The sequence below is a fragment of the Pseudobythopirellula maris genome, assembly GCF_007859945.1.
Lineage (GTDB): Bacteria > Planctomycetota > Planctomycetia > Pirellulales > Lacipirellulaceae > Pseudobythopirellula > Pseudobythopirellula maris.
In genome coordinates this window covers 2007776-2023289 of the sequence record NZ_SJPQ01000001.1, presented here as the reverse complement: position 1 = coordinate 2023289, position 15514 = coordinate 2007776, and the positions used below count along the sequence as shown (strand labels likewise).

Annotated in this window: 13 protein-coding genes; 11 read left to right on the top strand and 2 right to left on the bottom strand. The window is 68.2% G+C overall.

Translation table 11 applies throughout. The features are described from left to right. Positions 1–3: 3 nt before the first annotated feature. Positions 4–825, bottom strand: coding sequence for a ParA family protein (locus Mal64_RS07495; protein ID WP_146398571.1), 822 nt, complete (start codon positions 823–825; stop codon positions 4–6). Positions 826–1132: 307 nt separating this feature from the next. On the opposite strand from Mal64_RS07495, the gene aroB reads away from it, so the two are divergent. The 4 genes from aroB to Mal64_RS07470 all read left to right on the top strand — a co-directional run bounded on the left by aroB (position 1133) and on the right by Mal64_RS07470 (position 7190). Beyond that, positions 1133–2233: a 3-dehydroquinate synthase gene (gene aroB / locus Mal64_RS07485; RefSeq protein WP_146398569.1), complete on the top strand. Its 1101-nt coding sequence runs from the start codon at positions 1133–1135 to the stop codon at positions 2231–2233. Between the two features lie 442 nt (positions 2234–2675). Continuing rightward, positions 2676–3383, top strand: a complete 708-nt coding sequence (locus tag Mal64_RS07480; protein ID WP_146398567.1) for a response regulator transcription factor — start codon at positions 2676–2678, stop codon at positions 3381–3383. Between the two features lie 126 nt (positions 3384–3509). After that, positions 3510–4619: a DNA-processing protein DprA gene (gene dprA, locus Mal64_RS07475; protein ID WP_146398565.1), complete on the top strand. Its 1110-nt coding sequence runs from the start codon at positions 3510–3512 to the stop codon at positions 4617–4619. A gap of 330 nt (positions 4620–4949) precedes the next feature. Further along, a complete protein-coding gene (locus tag Mal64_RS07470; protein ID WP_146398563.1) occupies positions 4950–7190 on the top strand; it encodes a BBP7 family outer membrane beta-barrel protein in 2241 nt (746 codons plus the stop codon). Positions 7191–7388: 198 nt separating this feature from the next. Here the strand turns inward: Mal64_RS07470 and Mal64_RS07465 are convergent, their stop codons facing one another. Beyond that, positions 7389–7937, bottom strand: a complete 549-nt coding sequence (locus Mal64_RS07465) for a TPR end-of-group domain-containing protein (protein WP_146398561.1) — start codon at positions 7935–7937, stop codon at positions 7389–7391. A 521-nt stretch (positions 7938–8458) separates the two neighbouring features. Between Mal64_RS07465 and Mal64_RS07460 the strand changes: the two genes are divergently transcribed. The 7 genes from Mal64_RS07460 (at position 8459) to ptsP (ending at position 15390) form a co-directional block, all read left to right on the top strand. After that, positions 8459–8770: a hypothetical protein gene (locus Mal64_RS07460; RefSeq protein ID WP_146398558.1), complete on the top strand. Its 312-nt coding sequence runs from the start codon at positions 8459–8461 to the stop codon at positions 8768–8770. A 195-nt stretch (positions 8771–8965) separates the two neighbouring features. Next, positions 8966–11275, top strand: a complete 2310-nt coding sequence (locus Mal64_RS07455; protein WP_197525543.1) for a hypothetical protein — start codon at positions 8966–8968, stop codon at positions 11273–11275. Positions 11276–11621: 346 nt separating this feature from the next. Further along, positions 11622–12032 carry a ribosome hibernation-promoting factor, HPF/YfiA family gene (gene hpf, locus Mal64_RS07450; protein WP_231993605.1) on the top strand — a complete coding sequence of 137 codons (411 nt, stop codon included), beginning with the start codon at positions 11622–11624 and terminating at the stop codon, positions 12030–12032. 167 nt (positions 12033–12199) lie between these two features. Beyond that, the gene (locus Mal64_RS07445) at positions 12200–12676 is read left to right on the top strand and encodes a PTS sugar transporter subunit IIA (RefSeq protein WP_146398554.1); all 477 of its coding nucleotides are present in this window, start codon (positions 12200–12202) and stop codon (positions 12674–12676) included. 77 nt (positions 12677–12753) lie between these two features. Further along, positions 12754–13041: an HPr family phosphocarrier protein gene (locus Mal64_RS07440; RefSeq protein ID WP_146398552.1), complete on the top strand. Its 288-nt coding sequence runs from the start codon at positions 12754–12756 to the stop codon at positions 13039–13041. A gap of 326 nt (positions 13042–13367) precedes the next feature. Beyond that, positions 13368–13583 (top strand): hypothetical protein, encoded by a 216-nt coding sequence (locus tag Mal64_RS07435; protein WP_146398550.1) that lies wholly within the window; start codon positions 13368–13370, stop codon positions 13581–13583. Positions 13584–13647: 64 nt separating this feature from the next. Next, positions 13648–15390: a phosphoenolpyruvate--protein phosphotransferase gene (ptsP, locus tag Mal64_RS07430; protein WP_146398548.1), complete on the top strand. Its 1743-nt coding sequence runs from the start codon at positions 13648–13650 to the stop codon at positions 15388–15390. Positions 15391–15514: the final 124 nt, after the last annotated feature.

Genomic DNA, 15514 nt, shown 5'->3' with positions numbered 1-15514 from the left:
CGCTTAAGCGGCGGCTTGGGTGATCAGGTCGCGGCCGGCGTAGTAGGCGATCACCTCGTCGCCCAGCGCCAGGTAGTCCTTCGCGCCGGGGCTCGACGGGTCGTAGTCGAAGATCGACTGGCCGAAGCTCGGCGCCTCGGCCAAGCGGATGTTGCGTCGCACGCGCGAGTCGAACAGCCGCACGTTGCTCCAGACCGGCCCGCGGTCGCGCAGGCCCTGGAAGTACTCGGCCACGTCGGCCGACACCTCGCTGGCGAGCTTCGTTCCCGAGTCGTACAGGCAGAGCACCACGCCCGCCATCCGCAGTCGCGAGTTGAGCCGTTCGGCCACGAGGCCGACGGTCTGCATCAGCTTGCTCAGGCCGTGCAGCGCGAGGAAGTGCGGTTGCAGCGGCAAGAAGACGTCTTCGACCGCGGTCAGGGCGTTGAGCGTGAGCACGCCGAGCGACGGCGGGCAATCGATCAGCAGGTAGTCGAACCGCTCGGCCTCTTGGGCGAGCTTGTCACGCAAGATCACCTCGCGGCCCACGACGCCAGCCAGCTCGCTCTCGGCGGCGGCCAGGTCGATATGCGCAGGGGCGACCGACAGGTTCGGCCCGGCCTCGCGCCAAGTATCGGCCATCGCGACGTCGCCGGTGAGCAGGTCGTAGGTCGTAGGCAACGGCCGCTTGGGGTCGACGCCCAAGTGGATCGAGGCGTGCGCCTGCGGGTCGAGGTCGATGACCCCCACCCGGTGCCCGGCTCGCGCCAGGGCGGCGCTCAGGTTCACGGTGGTGGTCGTCTTGCCGACGCCTCCCTTTTGATTGATGACCGCGATCGATCGCATCGTTCGCTCCGCACGCTCGGGGTATCGCTTGGTCCGCATGCACGCTCGCGCAGCGGTAGGGGCGGGAGTCTAGGGCGCCTTGGCTACGCGTCCCAGAGCATTCGCAGCGCGGGAGCGGGCTAGCGCATGAAAAGAGCCAAATAGCCGACGACCCACGGTCGTCGGAGCGCTGCCCGTGCGGCCCCCGACGGCCATGGGCCGTCGGCTAGGGACCATCGCTCCGGGGGACGTTATACTGGGGGTTTCCCTCCCTTCGCCCCGCTTTCGCTGCTAGCAACGAAGGCATTTTCCCCACGCGTGCCGCCCGATGAGCGAACTACAACATTCCGTCCGTGTCGATCTCGCCGAGCGTGGCTACGACATCGAAATCGGCGAGGGCGTGCTGGAGGGAATCGTCGATTTCGTCCAGCAGCGCCACGCCGTGTCGCATGTCGCCGTGATCACCGACTCGAACGTCGACGGCCTGTACGCCGACGCCGTGGCCGACCGCTTCTCCGACGCCGACATCGAGACGCACGTGCTGGTGATCGACCCGGGCGAGTCGAGCAAGGACCCCGAGGTCGCCCACGACCTCTGGCAGACGATGATCGAAGAGGGCTGCGACCGGCAGACCATGGTGCTGGCGGTCGGCGGCGGCGTGGTCGGCGACCTCGCCGGCTTCGTGGCGGCCACGTTCGCCCGCGGGCTCACTTTCTTCCAGGCGCCCACCACGCTGCTTGCGCAGGTCGATAGCTCCGTGGGCGGCAAAGTCGGGGTGAATCTTGAGGGCGCCAAGAACATGGTTGGCGCCTTCTGGCAGCCCGCCGGCGTGCTGATCGATGTCGCCACTCTCACGACCCTGCCCGACCGCGAGTACCGCGCGGGGCTGGCCGAGGTGGTCAAGTACGGCGTGATCATGGACGAACCGTTCTTTGCGTATCTCGAAGCACAGGCCGACGCGATCAACGGCCGCGACTCGGCGGTGCTGGCCGAGATCGTGCGGCGCTGCTGCCGGCTGAAGGCCGACGTGGTCGAGGCGGACGAGCGTGAGGAGTCGGGCCGGCGGGCGATTCTCAATTACGGCCACACGTTCTGCCACGCGCTCGAGGCGGCCACCAACTACACCCGTTTGCTCCACGGCGAAGGGGTGGCCATCGGCATGCTGTGCGCCTCGCGTCTCGCCGAGCGGCTCGGCCGCATCGGCGCCGACGTGACTTCCCGGCAGCACGCGCTGCTCGAGAAGCTCGGCCTGCCGCTCACAGCGCCCGCGGATCTCGACCCGGACGAGCTCGTGCGGCTCATGTGGCGTGACAAGAAGGTCAGCGCCGGGAAGCTGAACTTCATCCTGCCTTCGAGGCTGGGCGAGGTGGAACTGGTCGCTGATCCGCCAGTGGGCGATGTGCGGGACTCTTTGGGCTTGGGAGGGTGAATCTGATCACACGTTCGCTATAATCGCACGAATTTCGCGATTGATGGCCCATAAAACGCAAGGTAGGCTCTAGTAGGCAGTTCGGTCCGGCGTAATTTCCACAGTTTGGTACTGCCTAATTGCTTTTTAGTCTGATTTTGGCCAATCTGCTCTTAGCAGGAATTGGGGGGTTCCTGCCAGTCTGGAACCATCCCACCTCCCCCCTTCCCCCCCTGTGTTTCTTGCTTGCTCAGACCCACTCGCCGTGACAAGGCCGCTGTGGTGATGCGCTGGGCTTTCGATCGACTCCGCCAAGAGTCAGCCACCCCAAAGCCGTTTCCCGCTAAGTCGGAGGCGGTCTGCCGCCGTTTGAGCGGTTAAAAGAACTGGGGGTCAACCCGGTTGCGTTAGGCGGACGAACCAGCGAAATGCCCGTTGAAACCGTTATTTTTGAGAGCCGACGTTGAACCAAGACACCTACATCCTGTGCCACGCCGTCCATTCTACGCCGTCGCCCGAACTATCCGGAATCCAGCTCGCTGGCCAGCAGGCTGGTTTCACGCTGACGAGCGCCTCGCTCGACACGATCGCGGCGGGTGAGGGGCCACCCCGACTCGACGCCCTCGTGCTGGCGTCCGACCCCGCCGCCCTGCTCCAAGACGGCGCGCTCGGCCGGTTGCTCGAGGCGCATCCCGAGCTGCCGATCCTCGTCGCTGCGTCGTCTTGCACGGTGGCCGCGGCCGTGGGGCTGATGCAGCAAGGCGCCGCCGATTTGCTCGAATCGTCGGGCCCCGTCCAGCCGGACGACGCCCGTTTGAGCCGCTTCCTGAGCCAAACGGCCGCCTCGACCCCGGTCCGCCGCTGGAGGCTCGAGCTGCGGGAGCGGCTGGCCAAGCTCACCCCGGCCGAGGTGTCGGTGCTCGACGCCATGCTCACCGGTCTGGCCAACAAGCAGATCGCCCAGCAGCTCGGCATCGGGCTGCGGACGGTCGAGCTGCGTCGGTCGAAGATCATGCGCAAGATGGTCGCCAAATCGGCCGCCGAACTGGTGCGTCTGGTCGTGGTGGCCCGCTCGCTGGACGAGGGGCTCGTCCCCTACCCGAGCGACGGCGCCAAGGGCGCGGATTCGCCCGCCGGCGAGCCGGCCCCCGCGTCGACGCCGGCGTACTGAGAGCGCCAACCTGTCGGGAGCCGTCTGAAAGGGGCCGCCAATTAGGTGGCGAACCGCACGCCGAGTGATTAGCCTCGGCCTGTTCGCGGTTCTCTCACTTGGCCCCCCTGGCGACACTCCCCGGCGATGGACTGGCCCGACGACCTGATCGCCGAGATGCGTCTGGGCTCGACCCGCGGTCTCGGTCCGCGCACGCGCAGCAAGCTGCTCGCCGCCTTCGGGTCGGCCGAGGGGGCGTTGCGTGCGGCGGGCGATGAGCTGCGACGCGTGAGCGGCGTCGGCCCGAAGCTCGTGCAGGCCATGGCCGGGACGATCGACGCGGCCGAGGCGCGGCGGCGGCTCGATCGGGCGCGGGAACTCGGTATCGAGCCGGTGGTCGATAGCGACCCGCGTTACCCCGCCTCGCTGCGCGAGATCCCCGACCCGCCGGCTGTGCTTTACGTACGCGGCGTGCTCGAGCCGGCGGACCAGATGGCTGTGGCGGTTGTCGGCACACGACGACCGACGCGCTACGGCGAGCGGGCGACGGCCTGGGTCGCCGAGAGCCTGGCCCGCGCCGGGTTGGTGGTGGTGAGCGGCTTGGCCCGTGGCGTCGACGGCGTGGCCCACCGCGCGGCGTTGGGGGCCGGCGTGCGGACGATCGCGGTGATGGCCGGCGGACTGCACGAGATCTACCCTCCCGAGCACCGCCGCTTGGCCGACGAAGTGGCGGCGCAAGGCGCGCTCGTCACCGAATCGCCCCCCGGCACGCCGCCGATGAGCGGCTCTTTCCCGCAACGCAATCGGATCATCAGCGGCTTGTCGCTCGGCGTGGTGGTTGTCGAGGCGGCCGGCAGATCGGGCGCCCTGATCACGGCCCGCCACGCCACGGAGCAGGGCCGCGAGGTCTTCGCCATGCCGGGGCCGTTCGACAGCCCGCAGTCGGTCGGCTGCCATCGTTTGATCCAAGACGGGGCGAAGCTCGTCACGTCGATCGACGACATCTTGGAAGAGCTCGGCAGCCTCACCCGGCCGATCCCCGGCGAGGGGGGCGCCAGCACCCGATCGGTGGGCGAACTGAAGCTCACCGACCAAGAACGACTGGTGCTGCAAGCGATCGAAGCGGCCCCAACGGCGATCGACGACGTGATCGACCGCTCCGAATTGCCCGCTCACCGCGTGCTGGCGACGGTCAGCATGCTCGAGACCCGCAACCTGATCCGCCGCGTGAGCGGCGCGTTGGTCGTGCGGGTTTGAGACGGGGCGACCTTGCCGGCGTGGCGGGCTTTGCGGGCTGCGGCGAGTGGCGAAGCGGGGGCGGTCTCGCCGCATGTTCCGCTGGCGGCTAGCGGCTGCGGGCGAACCGTGTTCGGAACGCAACGATTCCCGCGATTGTGCGTGACCCGACACCCGATCCCTACGCATGAAGCGGATAGTTTGCGCTGCGGCGCGCTCTGCTGCCGAGCGGCAAGGCGCCGCGACCGCAGCCCGCGACGAAAATACATATGCGGTCCTCAGGGAAGGGGGCCGCCCGTGGCGCCAACTCGATGGCGTCATCCGGAAAGGGAACTTAGGGAGGGGACGCAGATGATTCGGCGGAACACAAGCCGCGCGGCGATAGCCGTGGCGATTACGGCGGTCGGTGTGAGTGTCAGTCCTTGTGCGGCGCAGTCGCCGGCTCACGGCTTCGGCGCCTACCCCTCGCAGGGCCAATACGTATCTTCGCAGGGCCAGTACGCCCCGGCGCAAGGGCAGCACGCCCCCGCGCAAGACCAGTACACGCCGCCGCAGGGCCAATACGCTCAGCAGGGGCAGGCCTATCCTTCGCAGGGCCAATACGCAGCGCAAGGCGCATACCCGGCGCAGAGCCAGCCCGCGCCGCAGGGCCAATACGCCCCGCAACAGAGCCAGCTCTCTCAGCAAGTTCCCTACGCACCGCAAGGAGCTTATCAGCAACAAGCGGGTGGCTACGCACGCCCGAACAGCGCTCCGCAGCAGCAGGCGTACGCCGCGCAGCCGCCGATGAACCAGCAGCCTGCCGCCGTGCAGCCCGGCGCCACGCAACAGGCGAATCGCTTCGCCGCGCCGCAGGGTCCCGCGTCGCAAGGTCCCGCGTCGCAAGGCCACGCGCCGCAAGGCTATGGCCAACCAAACTACGCTCCGCAAGCTTACGGATCGCAAGGCTACGCCCCTCAAGGCTACGGGCAAGCCGCCGCGCCGGTGCGAGTGGCTCAAACGCCCACGCCCGGCGAACTGCCGGCGCCGCCGGCCGCCGAAGAGGCCCCGGAGATCCAGCCGTCGACCGGCTACACGCCGCCGGCCGCGAATTACCATGCCGCACCGCCCGTCCAGGCGGCGCCCACGCAGCAATACGGCGCCTCCTCGGTCGCGTCGTACTCGCCGGCCCGCGGGCCGGGCGACTGCAACGGCCCCGGCTGCACGCAGGGACCCGCCTCGGCAAACCAATGGGAGTCTTACGCCGGCGGCGGTTGCGCGACGGGTGATTGTGCAACGGGCGGCTACGGTTGCGACACGGGATGCTACGACGGCTCGTGCGGCTATCAGTCGTGCGACCTTGGCGTGGGCGCCGACTGTGGCCCCTCGCGTCAGTGGTTCTTCGGGCTGTACGGCATCACGCTCGAACGGCTCGACGTGGACCGTTACCCGGTCGCTTTTGCCGTGGACGACTACACAGGGTTGGGCGCCAACTACTTCCCGCAGGCGACCGACACGCACCTCTACAGCGACCAGGCCGACACCGGCATGCAGTGGGGCGCCGAGACGCGCTTCGGCTTCACGTTCGGCTCGGCGTGCGACCCTTGCGGCGGCGTCGTGTATCAGCCGTTCGCGTTCGAGGTCGGTTACTGGGCGATCGCCGAGGAGACCGACGACGCCGCGCTGACCGACACAACGGCCGAAGGCGCCGGCAACAACTACCGCATCCGCAACTACATCAACTACGGCGGCATCGAGTACGACGATGGCGGCGGCGCCCGCGACTACAACGACTACGTCGGCTACGGCATGCCCCTGACGGAAGACGACGTGCAGACCGTGGGCGTGCGGGTGCGTGAGAGCTTCTCGGCCCAGAACCTGGAGCTCAATTTCTGGCGCTTCGGCTGCCCGGCCCCGTGTGGCGGACTCGGCGGCGGTCTGAGCGGCTGTGGTGTAGGAAGCTGCGGCGTAGGCGGCGGCTGCGACACGGGTTGCGACACCGGCTGCTACCAGTCGTGTCCCACCGATTGCTGCGAAACCGAGTGCTGCCCGAAGCAGTTCTTCATCAGCGGCCTGGCGGGCGTGCGTTACCTGCAGCTCGACAACAACTTGCAGTACGACTACCAGTACGTGTACGACGCCAGCGGCGAAGCCTACACTGGCTTCCCGGCTGGCGACCCGCAGGTGCTCTCGCACATCATCGACACCGAGAACCAACTCGTTGGCTTCCAACTCGGTTCGAGCATGAACTGGGTCGTCGGCTGCAAGCTGAACCTGTTCGCCGACACCAACTTCGGTGTCTACAACAACCGCATCAGCTACCACCAATGGTTGCCGAACGCCACGTACGAGACCGGTGGCGGGGCGGTCCGGGTGGACGTGAGCGACGACCAGCTGGCGTTTGTCGGCGAGGCCCGACTCGGCGCCGGCTACCAGGTGGGCTGCAACTGCCGCCTGACGAGCGCCTTCCGCCTGATCGCCGTCTCCGGCGTGGCGATGGCCGCCGAGCAGGTCAAGAGCGGCGCCTACAACGCCGAGTACCTCAGCCAGCTCGACACGACCGAGTCGCTGGTGCTCTACGGTTACCAGACCGGCGTGGAGTGGAAGTACTGAGAGATCAGCCGCGCCCCCACCGGGCGCGAGCAACCGACCCCCTTTCCTCAACGGGGTCCGCCGGCTCGCCGGCGGGCTCCGTTGTTTTATAGGGCCATACTTATCATCAGTGAGCAACAACGAGCGAGGCGAGCCGGTCGCATAAGCGACCGGAGTTGCTAACGCGCCGCCACGCCGCGCCAACCGCTCAGACGCGTCCTAAAGCGGCGACTCGGTAAGCCGCACGAACGCCGGGTCGTCGCGGAGCAGGTCGAAGTCGGGCTCGACCTCGGTGAGCGAACGGAAGCTGGCGTCCAGCGCGATCGCCCGGCGCAGCTCGGTGAGCGAGCGGTCGCGCTCCATCGACAAGCTCCAGTAGCACGCCAGGTTGAAGTGCAGCACCGCCTCGCGCGGCGCGAACCGCACCGCCCGCTCCAGCGACTGGATCGCCCGGTCGAGCCGCCCCACGCGCTTGTAGCACCAGGCCAGGGCGAGCATCACGTGCGTGTCTTGCGGCAGCAGCATCGCCGTGCGCCGCAGCACACCGACCGCCTCGGCGTGTCGGTCGAGCTGACGGAGGCATTCGCCCCACAGGTAGCTCGCCCGCCCGTCGCCGAGGGTCAGCGCCTCGCGGCGTTCGAGTTCACGCAGGGCGTGCTCCGTGAGGCCGAGCTCCAGGTAGCCCTCGGCGGCTTGGACGGCCATGCGGAGCTGGGTCTCTTCGAGCGACCGGTGGGCCGAGCGTTGCGGCGCGATCGTGGCGTTCATCGGTGATCCTGCGGCAGGATGCGGATGGATGGGCGGCGAGAGGGCCTGGGAAAGGCTGCCCGCGACCGCCCTGGGGTGTCTGTCGGCCGGGCATCGTATGCGGCGCCGCGAGGGACGCCAAACGCTTGGGGGAAAGTCGCGCCGTAAGTCTTTGGTGGGCTTGATCTAAGGCCCCCAATTTTGAGTCTGACGCCGTTGCGGGCTGCGCCAGCTCGGGGTTCTGTGGGGCCGCGTCGCGAAGACCTGCCCGGGCTCCAGTGAGCGTGGCGTTTCCGCCACACCCACTGCCGGCGTGTGTGGCGAAACGTCAACACGCACGGTGCTTGGCGACTCGTCGCCGGCAGCCCGCGGGGAGCGATATCCCCTGCGATTGCAGGGCATTGCGGCCATGGCTGCCGCGTCGCCGCGCCGCCCGGCGCCGCCGTTGCGTTAGGGGTGAGACAAGTCCCACTCGGGAACGGTCTCGCCCTCAACTCTCTTCGCAACCGCCGCGTTCGCGGCGCATCACGGGAGCGCTCAGCTTGCAACTCCTCGCCCGGATCATCTTGGTATTGGCTTTCGCCGCAGCGGCGCCCGCTTCGCTATTCGCCCAGCAAGACGCCGAGGCGCACGAGGCTCGCGGGGGGAAGGCCGGCACGGCGCGGGTCGTGTCGGACGGCGCGCTGCTGGCGACCGATTGGGTGCTCACCGCCGACGGCTGGCTGCGGCTCGGCGAGGTGACCCGCCAGCCGACCGAACGCTGGCGTCCGGCGTTGCACCCCGGCGTGGTGGCGGTGCTGCTGGGGCTCAGCTCGGTGCTCGCGCTGGGGTGCTTTCCCTCCCAGCGGGCTTGATCGAGCCTTCTCGGCGGGGGGCGGGGGCCGATTTCGATCTTTCTGCAAGAATCTTGCACGGATCGCGGCGGCGGCGGTCACTAACAAGGGAGAGGGGGAAAGCTGCCGGCGTTTTTCCGCGGCGGTTTTCTACGATGGCCACCCGAGTTGGTCCCCCCCTGTTAGCCCCTACCTTCGTCCTGCTGTTGGTACGTCATGTCGATGCGTCTCACGCTCCGCACGCTGCTCGCCTACATCGATGGCATTCTCGACCGCGCCGACCAGGAGAGCCTCGGCCGCCAGGTCGAGGCGAGCCAGGTCGCTAAGGAGATTGTGCTCCGCACCCGCGACGTGTCGGGCCGCATCCGGTTGGGAGCGCCCCTGCCGTTGGGCGACGGTTTGGCCGACGACCCGAACTCGCTGGCCGAGTACCTGGACAACACCTTGGCGCCCGAAGAGGTGGCCGAGTTCGAGCAGATCTGCATCGACTCCGACGAGCACCTGGCCGAGGCGGCCGCCTGCCACCACATCCTGACGATGGTGCTCCGCGGGCCGGCCGATGTCGACCATGAGGCGAAGCGGCGGATGTACTTCCTGCCGAACGAGATCGACCTGGTCGATACGAGCGGCGGTGATACGAGCGGCGGCGAGACCGGCGGCGTTGAAACAAGCGACGCCGAGGGCGCCGACGGCGCGGGCCATCGTTTCGAAGGCCCTCACACGGTTGGCGCCGTGAGCCCCGAGCCGCTCGGAGGAACGACGCCCGCCAGCACGATGGGGGCGGCGGGCGAGCGGCTGGTGGACGTGCCGGAGTACCTGCGCGAAAGCCGCGGCGGGTCAGGGGCGTGGCTCCGCGCGGCGGCGGTGGCGGCCATCGTCGCCCTGGGAGCCTATTCGGTGTTTAGCCCGACGAGCCCGCTGCGCGTTGCCAGCGGCGATCGGGCAGACGATCCGCTTCAGCCAAACGACACGGAGGGCGCGCCCGACTCGCAGCCAAACGCGGCGCCCGCCGGCGGCGCCGACGCGTCCCAGACGCAACAACCGGCGCCGGCGACCGAAGATTCGGCGGCCCAAGAGCCCGAAGCGACCGACGCCAATCAGCCGCAGGGCGGTGCGTCGTCGGACTCGCCCCCCGGGGAAGTGGCCGTAGAAGACACGCCCGCGCTCCCGGCGCTTCCCGACAACGGCGCGACGAGCCTTCCGAACGCCACCACATCGCCACGCGAGTTGCAGTCCCGGCGGGGTCCGCTAGGAAATGGCGCCGAGGAAACGCCTGAGACGCCCGCTGGCTCTGAGGTTCCCAACGGCACAGGGGACCTCAGCGGTGCGGGGGACGGGGACCCGATCGAAGATAACAGCGCCGAGTCCGACCCCGAAGCCGAGCCGACGCCGCTCGGCAGCTTCGCCAGTCGAGATCAGATGATGCTGGTCTTCGACGGCGAGTCCGAAGATTGGATTCGCTTGGCCGACGACGCCACGCTCGAGGCGGGCCAGCAGCTGCAGGGGCTCCCCACGTACCGCGGCGCCGTGCGGCTGCGCAGCGGCGTGCGTCTCGAGTTGGAGGGCGACACGCTCGTCTCGCTCGACGAGACCGAGGGGGGCAACCCGGCCGTCGGGCTGACCCACGGCCGGCTCGTGATGACCAACCAGGGCGACGGGCCCACGACGATCGAGCTCGACCTGGGCGACACGACGGCCCGGGTGCTGATGACGGCGGGCGCGCGGCTGGCGATCGACGCCGACCGGCCGTTTGTCGCGGGCGCCGACTTCGTTTCGGCTCCGTTGCCGGTGGTCGCCGAGTGCTACGCACCCCGCGGGGGAGTCGATTGGCTCGCAAGCGGGACTGAGTTCACCACCGAAGAAGCCGCTCGCTGGCGTGTCGCCAACGGCCAGGCCGGCGCGCCCGAGACTTACTCCGAGGAGCCGGCCTGGATTGCCGGAGAGCGGCTCCGCGGCGCCGACAAGCTCGCCTCGCCCGAATTGCTCGAGCAGGTCGAACCCGGCGCGCCGGTTTGGCCGCAGCTCGAGGCGATCATGATCGTCCGCCAGGCGTTCCGCGAGCTCCGCTCGCTCGCCGCGCGGTGCGGACTGGCGCTCGGTGAGTACGGACCGCTGGTCGAGTCGCTTGCCGACACAGAGCACAAGAACCGTTGGGACGACAACATCGTGGCGCTGCGCAGCGCGATGAGCCTCAGCCCCGAGGGCGCCCGCAAGTTGCGGCAAACGCTTGTCACGATGCGTGGCGAGGAGGCGGGCGCCGAGCTGTTCGAGATGCTCCGCGGCTACACGGGTGAGGAAGTGGGTACGACCGCCGAGCAGCGCCGCACCGGCCCGCTGGAGGTGCTCATCGAGCGGATGCAGAGCGAGGCGGTCGATTACCGCGTGCTGGCCTCGTACAACCTGCGGGAGCTGACGAATCTGCAGATGTTCGAACCCGAGGGGACGCCGCTCCAGCGATCGCGTGCGATCGACCGCCTCGAGAAACGGCTGCGTGAGGACGATTGGCCCGAATCGAGCGGGTTCTGACAGCGGCGCGGGGCGGATTGCCGCACTCGGTGCAAGGCTGCCGCTGAAATCTGTGGGCGCCCTTCACCAAGGGCTGGGGCGCCATATTCTTTTAGTGCCCGTATCAGGCGGGGGCGGAATCGCGGGCCTCCGAGGCTAAAAAAGGCGAAAATAATCGTCGGCAGGTTGTCTCGACCCGCTCCGAATCGCTCCTTTCGCCGCAGGCAAGGGCAACGGTATACTATTGGGCCGGTCCGGCCCCGCGTCGGTCCGACCGAGGGCGGGCCCGCGGCGTGATTCGCCCAGCGGGCCGAACACACGATCGACCCTCCTCCGAATAAACGCAACGTTACATAGGGAAGCGCCTGTGCAGATCAAAGTGACGGCTCGACACGGCCATCTGTCCGACGAGAGCCAGCAGCTGCTCGTGTCCAAATCCGAGAAGCTCCTGCGATTCTTCGAGCGGCTCACGTCGATCGAGGTGGTGGTCGACCTGAAGAACCACAACAAGCCGAATGTGGAGCTGCTGGTCTCGGCCGAGCACAAGCACGACTTCGTGTCTCACCAAGAGTCGCAGAACCTGCTCACGGCCATCGAGGGGGCGGTTCACAAGATGGAGCAGCAGCTCAAGAAGTACAAAGAAAAGACGATCGATCAGCACCGCAACCCCGACTCGGCCGCCCGCGGCCCGCGGGACCTCGGCGCCGTGGCCGACGCCGGATCGGAAGACGCCGGATCGGAAGACCTAGAGCAGAACGTGGGCGTCGAAGACGAGTGACGGCCACCGGTTGGCGACCGAAAAGACAGTTGGCGACCGAAACGAAACAAACACCACTCCGCCGCAGGCGGCCTCACGGCACGGACGCGGAAGCAAACGCGTTGTCCGTCGCGTGACCCCGCCCGGCGTTCCCTTACACGTCACATTGAGATCAAGGCTGACCCGGCATGAAGTTCGCAGATTTTATTTGCAAAAAGGCGATCCTCTCCGACCTCGAGGCGTCCGACAAGAAGGGCGTGATCCGTGAGATGGCCACTTCGCTCGTCAAGGCGGGCGAGATCGAAGGGGGCCAGTACGAGGCCATCGTCGAGGCGATCCTCAAGCGTGAGGAACTCGGCAGCACCGGAATCGGCCGCGGCGTGGCCGTCCCCCACACCAAGCACGCCACCGTCGACAAGCTGTGCGGCATGGTGGCCGTGAGCGAGTCGGGCGTCGAGTTCGACAGCCTCGACGGCGACAAGGTCCACTTGTTGTTCATGCTCATCTCGCCCCCCGACCGGCCGGGCGACCACCTGCGGGCGCTGGAGAACGTGTCGCGTCAGCTGCGCGACGACCAGTTCTGCCGCTTCCTGCAGCAGAGCAAGACGACCGACGACATCTGGCAGCTGCTCGAAGAGGCCGACAGCAACCAGTTCAGCGCCTGACGCCGACGACCGATCGCAGACGCGCGAACGAATCAACTACCGAAACGAAACGAGTGGCCGTGGGCCCAGGGAACCAAGTGGCGACACGATCCGTCGTAATCCGACACGCCGAGGGGCTGCACGCCCGACCCGCCGAGCTGGTCGCGCGCACCGCGATGCAGTACCAGTCGCAGGTGGCGATCGATCACGACGGCCGAAGGGTCGACGCCAAGAGCATCCTGGACGTGCTCACGCTCGGCGCCCAGCAGGGGGTTGAGCTCGTCATCGAGGCCGAGGGCCCCGACGCCGAGGCGGCGGTCGAGGCTCTCACGCGGCTGGTGGAGAACAACTTCACGCCCGAGGTCACGCAAGAACAAGGCAACTGACCCGCGGCCAAACGACCGCAGAACAATCGACCAGAGCACACCCGACCAAAGGGCTACCGAGATAAGCAGCCGCAGCGGACCGACAGGCCATGTTCGCGGCCGCTCCGGACGAATACAGGCGACAAGAAGCTGAGCTGGGGTCGAGCAAGGACGTTTCGCTCCGCCCGCCCACACGAACACAACGATTGATTAGATCGAGCGCCGGCGCATGGCGCCTTGCCCCCGTGGGGGGCGGGTGCGGCCGCCGGAGCGACGCTCACCGCGACGATCCCCCCAGCCTCGTGCGGCCAAACCGCCGCGCGGCGGGCTCGGGACCGAACACAACCATGCGTCTCCGCAGCAGCATGATCCACCCGACAAGCCAACAAGACCGCCCCACGGGACGACGCGACACGCGCCCCGCTGCGGTCGCCGGCTTGCCGCCGTCATCCAGGACACCGAGCCAGGGCCCCTCGCCGGCCGCCGCCCCCTCCAGCCCGTTGGCCGTTGGCCTAGGGGCGTGGGGCGCCGAGTCGACCGTCGCGCCCGCTCCCGGGGCGTAACGCCCCGCGCCCCTAAGATGGCGACAACTCATCTGACTGCTTGGAGCACGCCCGCGAGGGCTCGATGCAACGACTCCAAGGTATCGCCGTCTCCCCCGGGGTGATGATCGGCGAAGCGCTGGTCATGGACCACGAGGGATTCCGTATCTCTCGGCGGTTCTTGCCGCGCGATTCGGTCGAGGTCGAGATCGAGCGGCTCTCCGCCGCCATCGCCGAGACGACCGACGAGATCGAGGTCAGCCGCAAGTGCGTCGCCGAGCAGCTCGGCGACGACTACGGCTCGATCTTCTCGGCCCACTCGCAGATGCTCAACGACCCGAAGCTCCGCCGCGAGCTGGAGGTCATGATCCGCGAGCGGCACTACTCGCCCGAGTACTCGGTGAGCCGCGTGCTGCGGCGCTACGCGAAGGTGTTCCAGTCGCTCGAGGGGGCCTACATGGCCGAGCGGGCGAACGACATCTTCGACATCGAGAAGCGCTTGCTCCGCCGCCTGCTGGGCGAGAAACGCGAGGAGCTGGCCCACGTCACGAGCGAGGTGCTGGTCGTCGCCCGCAACCTCACGCCGAGCGAGACCGCGGCGATGAACCCCAAATTCATCCGCGGGTTCGCCACCGAGGCGGGCGGCCCCGGCGGGCACACGGCCATCGTGGCCGAGGGGCTCGGCATCCCCGCGGTGGTCGGCGCCGGGCAGTTCCTCACCGACGTCTCGGGCGGCGACACGATCATCATCGACGGCGACCAGGGCCTCGTGATCCTGCAGCCGGACGAGGAGACCCTCGCCCGCTACCGCCACGAGATCGACCAGCAGAAGGACCTGCTCGCCCGGCTCGAGGAGATCAAGGACCTCCCCAACGAGACCGCCGACGGCGTTCGCATCCAGTTGCTGGGCAACATCGAGTTCCCCAGCGAGACCGAGTTGGTGCTCTCGCGCGGCGCCGACGGCATCGGCCTCTACCGCACCGAGTTCCTTTACTTGACGGGCAACATCGAGCCCTCCGAAGAGGTCCACTACGCCGCCTACAAGGAGGTGGCCGAGGCGATGAATCCGCTGCCGGTGGTGATGCGCACGCTCGACCTTGGCGCCGACAAGCTCTCGATGCTCCCCACGCCGGACGACGAGCGCAACCCGTTCCTCGGGCTCCGCAGCATCCGCCTGGCGCTCAAGCACGTCGACCTGTTCCGCACCCAGCTGCGGGCCATCTTGCGGGCGAGCGTGTCGGGCAACATCCGCATCATGTTCCCGCTGATCACCACGCTGATCGAGCTGCGCCGCGCGAAGATGATGCTCGCCGACGCCATGGAGGACCTCGAGGAGGAGGGCGTTCCCTTCGACCGCGACCTGCCGGTCGGCATGATGGTCGAGGTGCCGGCGGCCGTGTTGCAGATGGACCGCTTCTGCGACGAGGTCGACTTCTTCAGCATCGGCACCAACGACCTGGTGCAGTACACCCTGGCCGTCGACCGCAGCAACAAGGACGTGGCCTCGCTTTACACGAGCGCCGACCCGGCGGTCATCAAGCTGATCCAGATGTCGATCGACGCCGCCGGCGAGGCGGGCAAGCCGATCAGCCTGTGCGGCCAGATGAGCGGCTCGCCGCTCTACACGATGCTGCTGCTGGGCCTCGGCCTGCGGAGCTTCAGCGTGTCGCCCTCCGCCACACTCGAGGTGAAGCGTGTGATGCGCGGCGTGACGATCGAACACTGCGAGAAGGTCGCCAAGCGGGTGCTCGACCTGGAGAGCTCGCGCGACGTGAAGACTTACCTGCGTGAGGAGCTCCTCAAGCTCCTGCCCGACCAACCCGCCTGACGCGCCCCGCGCAGGCCCCCGAGCAATCGACAGCGGCCCCCCATCGCGGCGGGCCCCCAAAAAAACAACAGGCAAAACAACACCCCACACCGACACCCCCGGCGCCCCGACAAACGAGGGCCCG

Bases quoted from the DNA above. Each gene is read 5' to 3' on its own strand.
- Mal64_RS07435 (WP_146398550.1), top strand. From the start codon at position 13,368: ATGCGTCTCCGCAGCAGCATGATCCACCCGACAAGCCAACAAGACCGC.
- dprA (WP_146398565.1), top strand. From the start codon at position 3,510: ATGGACTGGCCCGACGACCTGATCGCCGAGATGCGTCTGGGCTCGACC.
- aroB (WP_146398569.1), top strand. From the start codon at position 1,133: ATGAGCGAACTACAACATTCCGTCCGTGTCGATCTCGCCGAGCGTGGC.
- Mal64_RS07495 (WP_146398571.1), bottom strand. From the start codon at position 825: ATGCGATCGATCGCGGTCATCAATCAAAAGGGAGGCGTCGGCAAGACG.
- Mal64_RS07445 (WP_146398554.1), top strand. From the start codon at position 12,200: ATGAAGTTCGCAGATTTTATTTGCAAAAAGGCGATCCTCTCCGACCTC.
- Mal64_RS07455 (WP_197525543.1), top strand. From the start codon at position 8,966: ATGTCGATGCGTCTCACGCTCCGCACGCTGCTCGCCTACATCGATGGC.
- ptsP (WP_146398548.1), top strand. From the start codon at position 13,648: ATGCAACGACTCCAAGGTATCGCCGTCTCCCCCGGGGTGATGATCGGC.
- Mal64_RS07465 (WP_146398561.1), bottom strand. From the start codon at position 7,937: ATGAACGCCACGATCGCGCCGCAACGCTCGGCCCACCGGTCGCTCGAA.
- Mal64_RS07470 (WP_146398563.1), top strand. From the start codon at position 4,950: ATGATTCGGCGGAACACAAGCCGCGCGGCGATAGCCGTGGCGATTACG.